Origin of the sequence: Facivitalis istanbulensis (assembly GCF_040560405.1) — a bacterium.
Taxonomy (GTDB): domain Bacteria; phylum Pseudomonadota; class Alphaproteobacteria; order Sphingomonadales; family Sphingomonadaceae; genus Sphingomonas; species Sphingomonas istanbulensis.
The window spans coordinates 23,857-40,654 of record NZ_JAVSCQ010000006.1 but is presented as its reverse complement, the minus strand read 5'-3'; the positions used below and the strand labels follow the sequence as shown (position 1 = coordinate 40,654).

The following is a 16,798-nucleotide window of genomic DNA, read 5'->3' as shown; positions in this document are numbered from 1 at the left end:
AAGCGTACCGGACGGTGATCCGGTTCCGTCCCGGTCAAAGTCGGCCGTCGCCGATTGGTTTCGCCCGACTGGTTCCGTCCGACTTGTTCGTTACGCCGGCAACGCTACCGCGATCCATCGGGCTATCTATCGCCGCGATCCGCGACGGGGACAAGCCGGTGGAACGGCCGAGCGGCGCGACGATCGCACTCATCGTCAGGGGGGCTTCCCGTGCCGAGAGCAGTTCCAGGATATCCAGCCTCTTTTCCAGGGCGGGCGCACACTATCGCCGCTTGTCGTCCACGCCATCGATTGGCTTTCTGACCGATCGCTTCTTTCCGTCGCGATATCTCGACCACCAGTCGGAATCGCCCAGCCTCAGCCGCTCCTGCCGGATCAATCAGTTCCCGATTGCGGACATTGCGGCGGCGAGCGATGCCGGTAGGATGAGCGAAGACAATTTGATCTGGCGGAGCCAGTGGTATCTGTCCCAGTGCGATCATGACTGGGAGCACTCGTATGGGGTGAAGATCGAGAACCTCGACAATCCGGGGTGGTCGCTCAAGATCGATTTAACCGACACTGAGATGCAAGGACACGCCTTTGAGCGCGTAGAGTACGGCGAGCCGAGCGGCGATTTGGAAGAGTGGCAGCGGACCGGAAGCTGGTGGGTTGCGCATGTTGAGGGCGACGCCTTCGAGGTTGCCTGCGGACCTCTGGACTTGTCGGCTGCGGTCGGAGTGTTCCGGCGATGGGTGGAAGCATCGGCATAGCGCGACGGCAGCTCTCGCTCGCCTTCAAACCTAAAGCTGCCGGTCCGCTCACCGCCCGAAAAGGGCATTGGTCAGGTCGTCCCGGTACCCTTGTCGTAGAGGTATAGCGTCACCGGACACACCTCTTCGTTGGCCCACGCGATCGCTTCCGCGACAGTGACATTCTCACGCTGGTCGTAGGTCAGATCGTCATCGGTTGGTCGTTGTTGGTCCGCATCCTCGCAGGCATTGTCATGCGAAGTCGCCTCAATGATGGCGTTAACCTCGCACCAGCGATACGGCCTCGTTCGCCTGTCGATGATGTTGCAGATCATGCCGCGAACTTAGTGGCAGCCCGACATCATGCAACGTCCGCTGCCCACCCGAAACGGACATTCCGCTTGCGCCCATGTCAGGCCGGGTCGACCAGAATATGGACGATGCCGCGCCCCACCTTCGCGATGGCACGTGCGCCCTCGACATTGTCGGTACGGACCAATCCGGCATCGACCAGTTCGATCCGCCACCGGCCGGCATGATGGCTGGCGTGGCGGATATTGGCCGATCCGCCGACCGCTCGGGCCAGCGCTTCGGGCAATTCCGTCGGGCCATCGACAAGCATCGGCGCGACGGCCGCAGCGGCGGCAGGCATCGGAGCCGGATCGCCCGATGGCTGCCCCAGGCCAGCCGCGATCGCCTCGCGCATTTCCATCGCCACCGTGTCGGCGACCGGGCCCAGAACGATCTGCACGCCCAGGGGCGACGGGCGCAGGATGGCACGCGCGCCCAGCCGCTTGAGCGCGGGCTCGTCCACGCGCGCGGGCTCGTCCACGATCAGGCGCAGGCGGGTGGTGCAGGCCGCCACCTCCTTCAAATTCGCCCCGCCGCCCATCGCCGCGACGAAGGACGCGCCGCGTCCGCCCTCGACCACGGGCGCGCCCGCTTCGACCGTCCCGCCCTCGGCAGGCACATCCGCTTCGCGACCGGGGGTCTGCAGGTTCCAGCGACGGATCGCGAACCGGAAGACGCCATAATAAATCAACGCATAGCCCGCGCCCACCGGGATCAGCAGCAGCGGCCGGGTCGCCTGCCCGAAGTTCAACACATAATCGAACAGCCCCGCCGAAAAGCCATAGCCCAGCCGGACGCCCAGCGCGTTCATCAGCGCCTCGGCCGCGCCGGTCAGGATCGCGTGGAACGCATAGAGGACCGGCGCGAGGAACATGAAGCTGAATTCGATCGGCTCGGTCACGCCGGTCAGGAACGACATCAGCGCCAGGCTGAACAACATGCCGCCGACCGCCTTTTTCCGCTCCGGCAGCGCCTCGTGATACATGGCCAGGCACGCGGCGGGCAGGCCGAACATCATGACCGGGAAGAAACCGCTCATGAAGGCGCCCGCGGTCGGATCGCCCGCGAAGAAGCGGCGCAGATCGCCCGTGGTGCCGTGATAATCGCCCACCACGAAATAGGCGACATTGTTCAGGATATGATGGAGCCCTGTGACGATCAGCAACCGGTTGAGGACGCCAAAGGCGAACAGGCCAAGGCCGCCCGCCTGCACCACGCCCTGGCTGAGCGCATCGACGCCCGCATTGACCGGCGCGAAGGCGAGCCCGAGTAGCCCGGCGAGGACCAGGCCCGCCAGACCCGCGATGATCGGAACGAACCGGCGACCGCCAAAAAAGGCCAGATATTCCGGCATTTTGATCGTGGCGAAACGGTTGTAGAAACCGCCGCCGACCAATCCGGCAACGATGCCCACGGGCACGTCGAAACGATGCACCGCCTTGGTCCGCCATGCCGCATCGACGGTGGCGGCGATATCCTTGGCCAGCCCCGAGCCCGTGCCCATCGGCGGGACGACCAGCGTCTCGGCCCCCTTGATCGTCACCAGATAGCAGGTGATCCCCGCCAGCGCCGCCGCGCCGTTGCCGTCCCGGGCAAAGGCGGTCGCCACGCCGACGGCGAAGAGCAGGCCGAGATTGTCGAAGATCGCATTGCCCGCATTGGCCATGAAGGCGATGTCGAGCATGTCGGGCTGGCCCAGGCGCAGCAGCAGCCCCGCCACCGGCAGGACCGCGATGGGCAGCATGAGCGCGCGCCCGAGCGACTGAAGCGAGGCCATGGGCGAACTCATGCGCCGATCTCCTGAAGCATCGTGGTGATATGCGCGCGCACCGACGCGGCCGAGGAAAGCTGAAGCGCTTGCCCGGCCACGACTCGACAACGCGCGAGGTCGAGCTTGCCGACCAGCGCCTTGATCGCGGCGACCCGCGCCGGGGGCACCGACAATTCGGTGACGCCCAGGCCCAGCAGGATCGGCACCGCCAGCCGGTCGGCGGCGAGCGAGCCGCATACCCCCACCGGCGTGTCGTGCTCCGCCGCGCCGTCACAGGTCGTGCCGATCAGGCGCAGTACCGCCGGATGGAGCCCATCGACCCCCGCCGCCACCGCCGCGTTGCCGCGATCCATGGCCAGCGTATATTGGGTCAGGTCGTTCGTACCGATCGAGAAGAAATCGGCCTTACGCGCGAGAATATCAGCGGAAATCGCTGCCGCCGGGGTTTCGATCATCACCCCGACCTCGGCCTTTCGGCCATGGCGTTCGACCACCGCGCGCACCGCCTCCAGCTCGGACAGGCTCGCGACCATCGGGGCCATGATCCGGCACGGCTGACGCACCGACAGGATCGCGCCGACCTGATCCTCCAGAAGCTGCGGATCGGCGAGCGACACGCGGATGCCGCGCAGCCCCAGCGCCGGATTCTCCTCGACGGGCAAGTCCATATAGGGCGCGGGCTTGTCGCCGCCGACGTCGAGCAGCCGGACGATCATCGGCCGGTCGCCCAGCGCGTCGGCGATCGCCTGATAATCGCGCGCCTGTTCGTCGCGGGTCGGCGCGGTCGCGCGGTCCAGGAACAGGAATTCGGTGCGCAGCAGGCCGCAGCCCTCCGCGCCTTCCGCCACAGCGGCTTCGGCATCGGCGACCGAGCCGAGATTGGCGAACATCTCGATCCGGACGCCGTCCGCGGTGCGGCACGGGCCCTGCGCCGCGCGGGCGGCCTCCATCTCGGCCTTGCGGCGCGCGATCGTCTGCCGCACCTCGGCTTGCGCGTCCGCATCGGGCTCGGGATCGATCAGGCCGCGATCGGCGTCGAGCACGATCACCCGCCCGTCCTCGAGCGCGGCCAGCGGCTGGCCGAACGCGACCGCCATCGGCACGCCCATGCCCGCCGCCAGAATCGCGGCATGCGAGGTCGGCCCACCCTTGACCAGCGCGATCCCGGCAACGGCGGCCGCGTCGAGCGCCGCGACCTGGCTGGGCAACAGATCCTCGGCGACCAGAATGGCCCCGGCGGGAACGCTGGGCCCCTCGATCGGCAGGCCGGCCAGCGCGGCCAGCACATGGCGCTCCAGATCGCGCAGATCGTCGGCGCGCTCGGCGATGCGACGATCCCCGCTCGACATCAGGTTGGCGACCTGTTCGGCAATGGCCTCCTGCCATGCGACGCCCGCGCTCAGCCCGCGCGCGACACCGGCCATCGCGCCATCGGACAGGGTCGGATCGGCCAGCATCGCGCCATGCGCCGCCATCACCCCGCCCCGTGCGCCACCCGCCGCGGCGGCCAGCGCCAGGGCGTCACGCACCTGTGACAAGGCTCCGGCCAGCCTCGCGCGTTCCTCATCGGCGGAGGCGGCGACCGTCTCGACCGGGATCGCGGCACGGTTCAGCCGATGGATCGCCCCGATCGCCAGGCCCGGCGCGGCGGGCACGCCGCCCAGGCCCGGACCCTCGCCACGCATGGGCTCGGGCGCGTCGGCCGGCGTGTCCTCCGGCGTCGTATCGCTCAGCAGCGCGACGATTTCGGCCAGCGCGGCGGATGCCTGCGGCCCGCTCGCCTCGACCCGCACGGTCGCACCATGGCCCAGCCCCAGCCCGAGCAGGCCGACCGCGCTCAGGCCCGACGCATGACGCTCGCCGTGGAGCAGCATCACCTGCGCCTCATGTCGCCGCACCACCTCGACCAACCGGGCGGCCGGACGTGCGTGCAGGCCATGCGACAGCCCAACCGCCAATTCCCGAACCAGCGTCTCGCCCGAGGCCGCCACCGCCATGGTCGAAGACGCGAGCGGCACGACGCGCAGCAACGGATCGCCGACCGCGACCATGCCGCACGCGATCGGCTCGACACCGTACAGGCTGGCATCCGCGACGATGATCGGCGTCACGACGGCGGGCGCATTGCGCACCAGAGCGTCGAGGTCGAAGCGGATCAGCGGCTGGCCCGCCAGCACCTTCGTGCCCGCCTGCACCTGCGGGACCAGCCCCTTGCCGCCCAGCGACACGGTATCGATGCCGATATGGCAGATCAGCTCGAACCCCTGCACGCTGCGCAGCGTCACCGCGTGCCCCGCCTCGTGCACCGTCAGGACGGTCGCGTCGCACGGCGCGCACAGCATGTCGCCGACCGGATCGATCGCGATCCCGTCACCCAGCATCTTTTCGGCAAAGACCGCGTCCGGCACCTGCGCCAAAGGCGTCACCCACCCCGCCAGCGGGGCAAAGATGGTCAGGTCACTCATCGCACGTCACTCTCGCCAAACTGCTATTCCTCTCCGCAACGGTCCGCCCCGCCTTCAGCGCGGGCGGACCATCACGCGACCGATCAGGCCGCTTTCATTATTGCCGAGCCCCGCCACGATCAGGGCGATCACCCGCTTGCCCTCGCCCGCCGGGAAGGGGGCGGTCAGCGGACCGGGCCGGGGATCGCGCTTCTCGGCGACCAGTTGCCCGTCGATCCACAGGCTGGCCACGCCGCCAATGGCCGCAAAGCCGATCTCTCCACCGCGCGCCGCCACGGCCCGGCGCGGGGTCAGGACGGTGCGATACATGCGCCAGCCAGCCTCCTCCGCCGGAGTCGGCGTGCCCGCATGGACGAACGCCCAGCCATTATTGTCGCTCGCCGCCGGGGCCAGATCCGCCGACGGACGCGTGTCCAGCCGGGGCGACCGCCGCCAGTCACGGATATCGGTTTCGGGCGCCACCAGCGCGACCTGCGCACGCGCGGGCACGCCCAGCCGGTCGAGCTTCAGCATCGCGGGCTTCAACCCGTCGGCCATGGCCCGGATCACGATCCGCCCGCGCCCGCCATCGGGCCGCACGATCATCTGCGCCAGGCCGTTGAACAGCGAGCGCTGAAGCCCCTTTTCCGGCTCATGGCTGTTGGGATCGCCATTGCCGACACCGATGATCGCGCCCCCTTCGATCGTGAAGCGGGTCATCAGATTGGCGATGGGCACATGCCGTCCCCTGGCGTCGACCGCATCGATCGTGATCGCCTGCGCATCCTCGCGATCGCCCGCCATCACGGTGCGCGCCGGCGTCAGGCGCAGCGCGACCGGCGCGCCCACCGTCTCATGCGCGGCCCGCGCGACCTCGCGGCCACCGCGATAGGCGATCGCCTCGATCCGCCCCGGCGCATAGGGCAATGTCCATTCATGCCCCATCAGCCGGTCGACCGCAGCCTCCCCGACCGTCTTGCCGTTCAGGCGCAGGACGACCCGCTCGGCGTTGGACAGGACCATGACCTTGATCGGCTGCCCCTCGCGTCCCGGCCAGCTCCAGTGCGGCGCGATCGCCACCACCGGCTGGTCATCGACCCAGGCCGCACGGTGGATGTCGAACGCCACCTTGGGAAAGCCGCACAGATCCAGGATGCCGAAGAAGCTGGCGATGGTCGGCCATTCATAGGGCGTCGGCTCGCCATGATAGTCGAAGCCGGTCCAGACGAACCCGCCCGCCACATAAGGCCGCTCGGCGATCTTCTTCCACGCGCCGCGATGGGTGTCGCCCCAACTCGCTGCCTCGACATCATAGCTTGACGCGATATGGCGCACCGGATCGGTTTCGAACGCGCCGCGCGTCATGAAGGCGCTGGTATCCTCCGAACTGGTGATCGGCTTGGCCGGGTTCAGCTGGTGATAGCGGTCGTAATCGCCTTGATAATAGTTGAACCCGGTCACATCGACGACATGCGCGACGTTGACCGGATCGAAGAACGCCCCGTTCATCGCCGCCGTCACCGGCCGGCTGTCGTCCAGCGCGCGGACCCAGTGTGCCATGCGCCGGACCATCGCGACGCCCGCCGGCGTGCCCTGCATCGGTTCCTCGTTGAAGACCGACCACAGGATGACGCTGGGATGATTGCGATCGCGCCGGACCAGCCATTCCAGCTGCGCGCGATATTCCGGCGCCGGGTTGAACTGCCGATTCTCGTTCATCACCAGCAGGCCCAGCCGGTCGCACCAGTCGAGCAATTCGGGCGTCGGCGCATTGTGGCTGGACCGGACCGCGTTGCAGCCCATCGCCTTCAACCGTTCCAGCCGCCATCCGATCAGCGCGTCGGGGATCGCGGTGCCGACGCCCGCATGATCCTGATGCAGGCAGACGCCCTTCAGCTTCACCGGCCGCTCGTTCAGGAAAAAGCCCCGGTCCGCATCGAAGCGGATGGTGCGGAAGCCGATCGGCACCCGACGCTCGTCCGCCACCTGCCCGTCGCGCAGCAAGCGGACATCGAGGGTGTAGAGCGTCGGCCGCTCGACCGACCAGAGCTGCGGATCGGCGACCGGCAGGTCGAGCTGCGCGGTGCCCTGGTCGAGCGACGGCACCTGTGCCTGCGCCCGGCCCTGCGCCACCACCTGGCCCTGCGGATCGATCAGCCGCGCCTCGACCATAGCGGTGCTGTCGCCATCGGCGATGCTGGTCAGCGTGACGGTGACGGGAACATGCCAGCCATCGGCCCTTTTGCGGGGATCGCCATGCACGCCGTCGGTCGCGATCGACACCGGCGCATAATCGGCGAGCCAGACATGGCGATAGAGCCCCGCGCCCTCATACCACCATCCCTCCATCGCCTCGGCATCGACCCGCACCGCGACGACGTTCACCTCGTCCCCGAACCGCGCAAACGGCGTCAGGTCGACGCGGACGGCGTTGTAGCCGGAGAAATTATGCGCGACGACGCTGCCATTCACCCAGACGGTCGCGTTGGTCGCGATGCCGCCGAATTCCAGCTCGATCCGCCGGCCCTGCAATGCGGGGTCCAGCCGGACGCTGCGCCGGTACCAGCCGATGCCGCGCGGCCGATAGCCTTGCGCGACATTGGCCGTCTTCACGAAGGGCTGGAACGAAGCCCAGTCGTGCGGCAGGTCGACCGCCTGCCAGTCGCTGTCGTCATAGTCGACCGCCGCCGCGCCACGCGCATTGCCCGCCTTGACCGACAAATAGGTCGCATTGTGCGTGTCGAGCGGGGCGGGCTCGATATCCCCCTCATGGAACAGCCAGCCGCGATCCATCAGGACCCGCGCGGCGTCCTGCACCGGCAGCGGCGTCGGCATATGGTCGAGCGGCACGGGCATGGGGAGCGCCCCCGCCCCTCCCATCGACAGACCATCCGTCGGACGCGCACGCGCCGCGAACAGGGGCGCGGGCGACAGGCCGCCCGCCAGCCCCAGCGCCGCGCTGCCCAGCAACAGGTCGCGGCGCGCGACCGTCATGCCGCGACCGGCTCCGCCGCGGCGATCCGCGTCTGGACGGGCTTGAGCGCGGCGTCGAGCACCACCCAGTCGGCGCGCAGCCCGGGGGCCAGCGCGCCCCGCTCGTCCGACAGGCCCAGGAACGCCGCCGGATTGGTCGCGGCCAGCACCGCCGCCCGATCGACCGTGATGCGCAGTTGCGCGACCGCATTGGCGACCGCCGACCCCATGTCGAGGTCCGAGCCCGCCAGCGTGCCGTCAGTGTAGACGCACTTGCCGCCCGACACCGCGATATGGCGGCCATGCAGCACGAAATCCTTGTCGACCGCGCCGACCGAGGACATCGCGTCGGTGACGAGCATCAGCCGGTCGAACGGCCGTGCCTTCATCGCCAGCCGCAGCATCGGCGCGGAAACGTGGAAGCCATCAATGATCAGGCCGCTGTACGGACGCGGATCGTCGAGCGTCGCGCCCGCCAGCCCCGGCACCCGCTGCTGCATCGCGGGCATCGCGTTGTAGAGATGGGTGATGCCGCAAAGCCCGACATCGAACGCCGCCATCGCCTGTTCATAGCTGGCTTCGCTATGCCCGGCGCTGACCAGGACGCCCGCATCGACCAGGCGCTTGATCATGGCCAGCGGCACCCGCTCGGGCGCGATGGTGACCATGACCTTGCCCCGGCGCGGGCGGGTCAGCACCGCCATCATATCCTCGTCCAGGTCGCGGAAGCGCGCCGGATCGTGAATGCCCTTGCGCGCGGGGTTCAATACCGGCCCTTCGACATGGATGCCGACGATGCCGGGCACATTGGCTTCGATCGCCTCGTCGATCGCGTCGAGCGCGCGCGCGATCTTGTCCGGCGTCTCGCTGACCAATGTCGGCAGCAGCGCGGTGGTGCCGTACACGGCATGCGCAGCCGCCATGGTCGCGATGCCGTCCACGTCGAGGCGATCGTTGAACAGCACGCCGCCGCCGCCATTGACCTGCGTATCGATATAGCCGGGGACGACCCAGCCGCCATTCAGGTCGATCGTATCGGTTGCCCCGTCGACCGCGCCGATCGATGCGATACGGTCCCCCTGCACCATGATCTCCGCGCCGGGCAGGACGCCGCCCGGGGTCGCGACATGGCCGTTGACGAAACGGAAGCGGGTCATAGCGTGCGGGTCACTTTCTGAAGATGCGGCGGCGAGTCAGGGTCCATGCCACGGGCGAGCGCCAGCGCCTCGGCCATGCGGTAGAAGCTGGCGAGCATCGCGATCGGCTCCAGCGCGGGGTGCCCGGCCACCATGGGCAGCGCACCGCCCTGTCCGGCCACGAACGGCAGAGCGCCACGCGCGGCGAACTGGTCGGCGACCGCCTTCACATCCTCGCCTGCCACGTCCGACGTGGCGAAGCCCAATACCGAATAGCCCGGCTCGACGATCCGCATCGGGCCGTGGCGCACCTCGGCGGCGCTGAACGGCTCGGCCTGGATCGAGCAGGTTTCCTTGAGCTTGAGCGCGGCTTCCTGCGCCACGCCATAGCCATAGCCACGGCCCAGCACGAACATCCGGCTGACGTCGCGCAACCCCTCGACCGCGGGCGACCAGTCGCGGCCCAGCGCCTGTTCGACCTGGCCCGGCAGATCGGCGAGCGCCGCCTCCAGCGCCTCGTCCCCCGCCCAGGCGGCGGCGAGCTGCGCCAGACCCGCCAGCGCGGTCAGGCACGACTTGGTCGCGGCCACCGCCTTTTCCGGTCCGGCGGACAGCGGCAGCAACGTGTCGGCGCCCGTCGCCAGCGGCGATTCCTCGTCATTGACCAGCGCGACGATATGCGCGCCGCCCGCACGATACGCCTCGACGGTCGCCAGCAGGTCCGGGCTCCGCCCCGACTGCGAGATGGCGATGACCAGCGCGCCCCGTACCTTCATCGGCGTCGCGAAGATCGACGCGACCGACGGAGCGGCCGACGACACCGGCACGCCGGTCATCGTCTCCAGGATATATTTGCCATAGGTCGCGGCGTGATCCGACGATCCACGCGCGATGGTGACGATCACCGGCGGCGGCGCGGCACGCAGCCGCTCGGCCAGCGCCCTGACGGTCGGCGCATTGCGCGCGAGCAGGCGGGCAATGGCCGCAGGAGCCTCCCCCGCTTCTGCTCCCATCAGGGTGCCGGCGTCCGCCCTGCCGGCGGTCATCACATCAGACATCGGTTAACTCCGCGACGAAATCATAGGCATCGCCGCGATAGAAGGACTGGGTATATTCCACCGCCCGTCCATCGCGTAGAAATCCACGACGCTCGATCAACAGGCCCGCATGGCCCGGATCGACGTCCAGCATCCTGGCATGGTCGGCACCGAAGGGGACCGCACGCAGGCGTTGCAGCGCGCGGATCGGCCGGTTGCCGGTCCGCTCCAGCGCCGCATAGAGCGAACGATCCACCGCCTCGACCGAGGGTAGCGCGAAGCCCGCGATCGTCGAAATCTCCACCGCCATCGGCACTTTGTCGGCAAAGCGCACGCGTTGGAAACGATAGACCGGCGCGCCGGGCGACAGGCCCAGCGACAGCGCCTCTTCGGGCGTCACGCTGCCCGGCGCGCGGCTGACCCACTCGCTGCTCGGCGTGCGGCCGCGCGCGATCATGTCCTCCGAAAAGGACGACAGCTTGGAAAAGCTCTTCTCGACCCGCCCGGCAACGAAGGTGCCCGCGCCACGCCGTCGCGTCAGCAGCCCCTCCTCGACCAGACCGCCGATCGCCTTGCGCACCGTGATCCGCGACACGTCATATTCGATCGCCAGATCGCGTTCCGCCGGAATGGCATCATCCTCGGCCAGCACATTGCTGGTGATCGCATCGCGCAGCAACTGCTGAAGCTGGAGGTAGAGCGGTGCGGGATTTCCCTTCCGAAAGGCGCCGACCTGGGCCGAGAATGTCATGGCCGCGCCATCCCCCTTTGCCGTGGCGTCGCTCATGCCGCGCCCCGCTTCTGCATAGGGCTTATCCCAGCCGAACCTTGCGAGCAATAGGTATTATAATTGGTATTCATTGGATATTACCCTTCCCCATGGCACGACACAGCGCGACGATGCGCGCTTCGCTGGTCCGGCGCCTTGGCCCGGTGGCGAACCCCATCGCGGCGATGCGCGAATCCGACCACGCCTGCCGGATGCTGGCCGAGGCGTGGACCGCATCGGCTCCGGTCCGCGCGATCAGATCGACCGCATTCTCGGCGGACACGCCCGATCCGGCGATGATCGCCAGCCGCCCCGCCGCCGCCCGAACCATGGCGGCGATCCCCTCCACGCCCTCCGGTGCGGTGGGCGCGCCACCCGAGGTGAGGATGTGATCATAGCCCAGACCGGCCACCGCCTCGACCGCTGCGACCGGGTCGGCGACCAGGTCGATCGCGCGGTGCAAGACGATCGCAACATCCTTGGCCAGGTCGCGCCAGCGGGCGAGCTGGTCCAGGTCGAGCCGGTGATCGTCCGCCATCGCGCCCACCACGACCCCCGCCACGCCCAGATCGATCAGGCGGCGTATCTCCTCATCGGCCAGCGCGATATCGGCGGCCGCATAGCGGAAATCGCCATCGCGCGGTCGCACCATCGCATGGACCGGAAGACCCGAGCGCACCGCATGGGCGACCAGCGCCGCCGAGGGGGTCAGCCCGCCCAGCGCCAGCGCGCCGCACAGCTCGATCCGATCGGCCCCGGCGCGCGCCACCGCATCGACACCCTCGGCATCATCGACGCAGATTTCGACCAGGCGGCGCGCGGTCTCCTTCATGTCCATCTTCGTCACCCAAAGCATTCATGTCGGAAAGGAGACCAGAATCCGGCCATTTGCGCAACCTGTCCGAACGAATGCCCGTCAATGGTCCCATCAAGGCTTCATCGCCATGTCCGCCGTTGCCAACCAATATTGATTTGGTTGCAGCATGGTCATTCGGGCATATCGTATAAAAAGTGCGCTGATCTACGATCTATGTCCTCAGCCGGTTCACCGACCGCCAAACCACGGGGCGGCAACGGACCGCGATCGCGCGACCACCATTCTGGAGCATACCAATCGCATCCGGCCCTTTCATCCAACCGTGCTGGCAGCCGCGCGATCGACATCCCGACCATGGGATAAACAGGCCACAGATCGCCCGTCCACCATCGCCGGAACGACCTCCGCCATTGCGGGAACGACCGAAGCCCGGCTGCTTCGGTGGCGATACCGTTTCAACCGAAGCATCCCCTGTGAATAGCATCAGGGCAAACGCCGATCGATCCTGCACCGCCAGACCTTTGACTTTAACGAGTCATTAAACTGCTGCGAGTTTGTCACCGATCTGCGATGCGGACGTAACAGATGACAGGCATGACAGGTGGAACGCCAAGCGTGGGGAACGCCGATGCCGATGACCAGCATTCCGATCGATGGTTCGCTGCATGAAGATGCGTCGATCCTGGACTTCGTGCCGCGCCACCCGGTCACGCCCGAACCCGAGGGCAATGAACGCCGCCGCTATCGCACCATCTGGATATCGGATGTTCACCTCGGCACGCGCGGCTGCAACGCCGAGATGCTGATCGACTTTCTGGACCATGTCGACAGCGAGACCATGTATCTGGTCGGCGACATGATCGACGGCTGGCGGCTCAAGAAGAAATTCTACTGGCCCGCCGCGCACAATGACGTTGTGTGGCGCCTGCTCAAGCGGGCCCGGCGCGGCACCCGCGTCATCTACATCCCCGGCAATCATGACGAGATTTTTCGTCAGTTCACCGGCATGGATTTCGGCGGCATCGCCATCTGCCGCAAGGCGATCCACGAAACCGCCGATGGCCGCCGCCTGCTGATCCTGCACGGCGACGAGTTCGACGCGATCACGCTGGCGCATCGCTGGCTCGCCCATGTCGGCGACTTCGCCTATACCGCGCTGATGGAGGTCAACCGCTGGGTCAATATCGTCCGGCGGTGGATGAAGCGCCCCTATTGGTCGCTGTCCAAACATGCCAAGGCCAAGGTGAAGAACGCGGTCGCCTTCATCTCGCATTTCGAGGAAGTCGTCGCGCATGCGGCGGGCGCGCGTGGCGTGGACGGCGTGGTGTGCGGCCATATCCACACCGCCGAAATACGCGAGATCGGCGGCGTCGCTTATTATAATGACGGCGACTGGGTGGAGGGGTGCACCGCGCTGGTCGAGCATTTCGACGGCACGATGGAGATCCTGCACTGGGCCGACGAGATGGAGGCGCGTCGCCGCCGTCCCGCCATGTCCGCCATCGCCGCCTGACCGTGCGCGAGACCGTAAACGAGACCACAGGGATGCGTATCGCGATCGTCACCGACGCCTGGTCGCCGCAGGTCAACGGCGTCGTGCGCACCCTGAAATCGGTGTCGGCCGAGTTGCAGGCGATGGGCCATGAGCTGTGCATCGTGTCGCCCAATCTCTATGCCTCGTTTCCCTGCCCGACTTATCCCGAAATCCGGCTGGCGCTGCCGGGCCCGGGCGTGGTCGGCCGGACGCTGGGCCAGTTCCTGCCCGATGCGGTGCATATCGCGACCGAAGGTCCGCTGGGGCTGCGCGCGCGACGCTGGTGCCTCACGCAGAACCTGCCGTTCACCACCGCCTATCACACCCAATTCCCCGAATATGTCGCCGCGCGGATCAAGGCGGTGAACCCGGAATTTGTCTGGCGCTATGTTCGCTGGTTCCACGCCCCATCCTTCGCGATCCTGGCCTCGACCCCCAGCGTCGCGGCGACGCTGGCCGCGCACGATCTGCCCCAGAGTCGCCACTGGGGACGCGGCGTCGACACCACCCTGTTCCGGGCCGACGGCCCGCGCGATCCCTTCGTCACGGGATTGCCCGGCCCGGTCCAGCTTTATGCGGGTCGCGTCGCGGTCGAGAAGAATATCAGTGCGTTTCTGGCGACACGGACGCCCGGCACCAAGGTCGTGGTCGGCGACGGTCCGGCGCGTGCCGCGCTGGCCGCGCAATATCCCGACGTCCATTTCCTGGGCGCAAAATTCGGCGAGGATCTGGCGTCGATCTATCGCGCGGCGGATGTCTTCGTCTTCCCCAGCCGCACCGACACCTTCGGGCTGGTAATGATCGAGGCGCTGGCGTGTGGCACGCCGGTTGCCGCCCTGCCGGTCCAGGGTCCACTCGACGTGCTGAGCCCCGAGGTCGGGGTGATGGACGAAGCGCTGGACCGGGCCGTGGCACAGGCGCTGACGCTCGATCGCACGACCTGCGCCAGCTACGGTCGAGGCTTTTCCTGGCAGGCGAGCGCCGAGCAATTCCTGTCCGCACTGGCACCGATCAATCGGACGATCCGCGCGGCGGCGTGAAGCCTTTGGCTGGCTTCATTCTTGGTCGTGTTGACGGGCAGGAATTTCGCCTTCGTCGAAACCGGATCGACAGCCACGGCCCAGCAGTCACAGCCCATCGCCGGGGGTGCCTCTGCAAGAGGCTGCCTTTGCGCTTTTTCAAAGCGGCAGATGCGGCCGCCGAGCCGGGTTGGAGAAATAACCCCACCGATCACGATCGCTTGCGCGCCGTCCTTGCCCTGCCCGGAATGGCTCGCCGTTCCGATCGCGCCCCATGGAAAGGCGGCCAGCCTGTTCAGAGGGCCATGCTTCGTCGCAGAACCGCCCTGCCGGGTCATCCGCATCACGGCACCGCGATACGCTTGACATCCCGCGCCGCGCATCGATCATCGCCCAGGGGCGTTTAACGGGTTGAACCGAACATGCCGCGCATGTCATTCATAAGCCCTGCGCGATTCGTCACGACCACAGGTCAGGCGTCGCCAATTCGCCGGTCGTGCCGTTCGCGCATGGCCCCTCCAACCGCTGCACCGGAAAGGGCCCCGATTGGACGTCATTACGCTTAGCCTCATCCTCATGCTTGCCGTCGTGGTCAGCGGCATGGTCTCCCGCCTGTTGCCCGCCGCCCTGCCCCGCCCGCTCGTTCAGATCGCACTGGGCGCGATCATCGGCGGCATCGCGCAGATCCGGGTCGAACTCGATCCCGAAATCTTCTTCCTCCTGTTCGTGCCGCCATTATTGTTTCTCGACGGCTGGCGCATCCCGAAGGACGAACTGTTTCGCGACGCGGGCGCGGTGCTGGGGCTGGCATTGGGGCTGGTGTTCCTGACGGTGCTGGGCATGGGGTTGTTCATCCACTGGATGATCCCGGCCATGCCCTATGCGGTCGCCTTCGCGCTGGCCGCCGTCGTCTCGCCCACCGATCCGATCGCGGTGTCGGCGATCGCGCAAAAGGCGCCGATCCCCAAGCGGATGATGCACATATTGGAGGGGGAATCGCTGCTCAACGACGCGTCGGGCCTGGTGTGCCTGCGCTTCGCGGTGGCGGCGGCGCTGACCGGGGCCTTCTCGCTCACCTCCGCCTCGCTGACCTTCGTCTGGATGGCGGTGTCCGGCGCCGGGCTGGGCGTCGCGATCACATGGGGCACGATCAATGCCAAGAACATGTTCGCCCGCCGCTTTGGCGATGACAGCGGCTCGAACATCCTGGTCAGCCTGCTGATCCCCTTCGCCGCCTATATGGTCGCCGAGCATGTCGAAAGCTCGGGCGTGCTGGCGGCGGCGGCGGCGGGCATCGCCATGTCCTTCACCAACGTGTCCTCGGGCGCCAAGGCCGGCACCCGCATCCGGCGCCAGGCGGTGTGGGACATGCTGCAATTCACGCTGAACGGCATCATCTTCGTCCTGCTCGGCGAACAACTGCCACAGGTGTTCGCGGGCGCGCGCGACACGGTGATGCTCACCGGGCATGACAGCGTCTGGTGGCTGGGGCTGTATGTCGTGGCGATCGTCACCGGTCTGGCGGCATTGCGCTTCGCGTGGACATGGGTCGCGCTGCGACTGACGCTGTTTCGTGAACGCAACAACCCCGATCATATGAGCCCGCCGCGCCGCGTCATCACCGCCATGTCGGTGGCGGGCGCGCGCGGCGCGATCACGCTGGCGGGCGCGCTGACCCTGCCGTTGACGCTGAACGACGGAGCGCCGTTCCCGGCACGCGACCTCGTGATCTTCCTGGCCTGTGGCGTGATCCTGTTCTCGCTGGTCATCGCCAGCCTGACCCTGCCGCTGCTGCTGCGCGATCTGGAACTGCCGACCGAGGATGCCGCCAGCGAGGTGGACCGAACCCGCGTCGCCACCGCCAAGGCCGCGATCGCCGAACTGGAGCGACTGCAGCACGAAATGGCGGAGGGGCGCGACGATGCCGACCAATATGTCGAGATCGCCGCGCGCCTGATGGATGGCTATCGCAGCCGGATCGACACGCTGGAGGACGATAATGATCCGGACGAGGCGCGGCGAATCGAGGCGCTGGAACGGACCATGCGGCTGGCCGCGATCCGGGCGGAGCGGCGCGTGGTGTTCGACCTGCTCAACGCCCGCGCCATCGGGTCGGAAACCGCAAGCAAGCTGGGCCGCGAACTCGATCTGCTCGACACGCGCCTGTCAGCGCAGGGATAGCGCGACCGCGACACGCGCGGCACGCACCGGGTAAC

Annotated in this window: 12 protein-coding genes; 4 read left to right on the top strand and 8 right to left on the bottom strand. The window is 67.7% G+C overall.

Annotation, left to right across the window (positions count from 1 at the left end; all coding sequences use genetic code 11):
- Nucleotides 1-14 precede the first annotated feature (14 nt).
- The gene (locus RN629_RS05815) at nucleotides 15-752 is read left to right on the top strand and encodes an immunity 53 family protein (RefSeq protein ID WP_407034335.1); all 738 of its coding nucleotides are present in this window, start codon (nucleotides 15-17) and stop codon (nucleotides 750-752) included.
- A 71-nt stretch (nucleotides 753-823) separates the two neighbouring features.
- On the opposite strand, the gene RN629_RS05810 is transcribed toward RN629_RS05815, so the two are convergent.
- The 8 genes from RN629_RS05810 to RN629_RS05775 form a co-directional block, all read right to left on the bottom strand.
- Nucleotides 824-1,066 (bottom strand): hypothetical protein, encoded by a 243-nt coding sequence (locus tag RN629_RS05810; RefSeq protein WP_407034334.1) that lies wholly within the window; start codon nucleotides 1,064-1,066, stop codon nucleotides 824-826.
- Between the two features lie 77 nt (nucleotides 1,067-1,143).
- Nucleotides 1,144-2,871 (bottom strand): N-acetylglucosamine-specific PTS transporter subunit IIBC, encoded by a 1,728-nt coding sequence (gene nagE, locus RN629_RS05805; protein ID WP_407034333.1) that lies wholly within the window; start codon nucleotides 2,869-2,871, stop codon nucleotides 1,144-1,146.
- On the bottom strand, nucleotides 2,868-5,318 hold the full coding sequence (gene ptsP, locus RN629_RS05800; protein WP_407034332.1) for a phosphoenolpyruvate--protein phosphotransferase: 2,451 nt from the start codon (nucleotides 5,316-5,318) through the stop codon (nucleotides 2,868-2,870). Before ptsP ends, nagE begins: the two co-directional genes overlap by 4 nt.
- Nucleotides 5,319-5,372: 54 nt before the next feature.
- On the bottom strand, nucleotides 5,373-8,291 hold the full coding sequence (galA, locus tag RN629_RS05795) for a beta-galactosidase GalA (RefSeq protein WP_407034331.1): 2,919 nt from the start codon (nucleotides 8,289-8,291) through the stop codon (nucleotides 5,373-5,375).
- The gene (gene nagA / locus RN629_RS05790; protein WP_407034330.1) at nucleotides 8,288-9,427 is read right to left on the bottom strand and encodes an N-acetylglucosamine-6-phosphate deacetylase; all 1,140 of its coding nucleotides are present in this window, start codon (nucleotides 9,425-9,427) and stop codon (nucleotides 8,288-8,290) included. The genes galA and nagA overlap by 4 nt, the downstream gene beginning before the upstream one ends.
- Nucleotides 9,424-10,464, bottom strand: coding sequence for an SIS domain-containing protein (locus RN629_RS05785; protein ID WP_407034329.1), 1,041 nt, complete (start codon nucleotides 10,462-10,464; stop codon nucleotides 9,424-9,426). Before RN629_RS05785 ends, nagA begins: the two co-directional genes overlap by 4 nt.
- Complete coding sequence (locus RN629_RS05780; RefSeq protein WP_407034328.1) at nucleotides 10,457-11,194, bottom strand: GntR family transcriptional regulator; 738 nt, start codon at nucleotides 11,192-11,194, stop codon at nucleotides 10,457-10,459. Before RN629_RS05780 ends, RN629_RS05785 begins: the two co-directional genes overlap by 8 nt.
- Before the next feature lie 106 nt (nucleotides 11,195-11,300).
- Nucleotides 11,301-12,050 (bottom strand): copper homeostasis protein CutC, encoded by a 750-nt coding sequence (locus RN629_RS05775; RefSeq protein WP_407034412.1) that lies wholly within the window; start codon nucleotides 12,048-12,050, stop codon nucleotides 11,301-11,303.
- Between the two features lie 607 nt (nucleotides 12,051-12,657).
- On the opposite strand from RN629_RS05775, the gene RN629_RS05770 reads away from it, so the two are divergent.
- The 3 genes from RN629_RS05770 to RN629_RS05760 all read left to right on the top strand — a co-directional run bounded on the left by RN629_RS05770 (nucleotide 12,658) and on the right by RN629_RS05760 (nucleotide 16,763).
- Nucleotides 12,658-13,542 carry a UDP-2,3-diacylglucosamine diphosphatase gene (locus RN629_RS05770; RefSeq protein ID WP_407034327.1) on the top strand — a complete coding sequence of 295 codons (885 nt, stop codon included), beginning with the start codon at nucleotides 12,658-12,660 and terminating at the stop codon, nucleotides 13,540-13,542.
- 32 nt (nucleotides 13,543-13,574) lie between these two features.
- Entirely contained in the window at nucleotides 13,575-14,603 is a 1,029-nt protein-coding gene (locus RN629_RS05765; protein WP_407034326.1) for a glycosyltransferase family 4 protein, read from the top strand.
- Between the two features lie 525 nt (nucleotides 14,604-15,128).
- On the top strand, nucleotides 15,129-16,763 hold the full coding sequence (locus RN629_RS05760; RefSeq protein ID WP_455189832.1) for a Na+/H+ antiporter: 1,635 nt from the start codon (nucleotides 15,129-15,131) through the stop codon (nucleotides 16,761-16,763).
- Nucleotides 16,764-16,798: the final 35 nt, after the last annotated feature.

Excerpts from the sequence above, each read along its gene's own strand:
- nagE (WP_407034333.1), bottom strand. The coding sequence starts at position 2,871 with ATGAGTTCGCCCATGGCCTCGCTTCAGTCGCTCGGGCGCGCGCTCATG.
- RN629_RS05780 (WP_407034328.1), bottom strand. The coding sequence starts at position 11,194 with ATGACATTCTCGGCCCAGGTCGGCGCCTTTCGGAAGGGAAATCCCGCA.
- RN629_RS05810 (WP_407034334.1), bottom strand. The coding sequence starts at position 1,066 with ATGATCTGCAACATCATCGACAGGCGAACGAGGCCGTATCGCTGGTGC.
- ptsP (WP_407034332.1), bottom strand. The coding sequence starts at position 5,318 with ATGAGTGACCTGACCATCTTTGCCCCGCTGGCGGGGTGGGTGACGCCT.
- RN629_RS05785 (WP_407034329.1), bottom strand. The coding sequence starts at position 10,464 with ATGTCTGATGTGATGACCGCCGGCAGGGCGGACGCCGGCACCCTGATG.
- RN629_RS05770 (WP_407034327.1), top strand. The coding sequence starts at position 12,658 with ATGCCGATGACCAGCATTCCGATCGATGGTTCGCTGCATGAAGATGCG.
- nagA (WP_407034330.1), bottom strand. The coding sequence starts at position 9,427 with ATGACCCGCTTCCGTTTCGTCAACGGCCATGTCGCGACCCCGGGCGGC.
- RN629_RS05775 (WP_407034412.1), bottom strand. The coding sequence starts at position 12,050 with ATGGACATGAAGGAGACCGCGCGCCGCCTGGTCGAAATCTGCGTCGAT.
- galA (WP_407034331.1), bottom strand. The coding sequence starts at position 8,291 with ATGACGGTCGCGCGCCGCGACCTGTTGCTGGGCAGCGCGGCGCTGGGG.
- RN629_RS05765 (WP_407034326.1), top strand. The coding sequence starts at position 13,575 with ATGCGTATCGCGATCGTCACCGACGCCTGGTCGCCGCAGGTCAACGGC.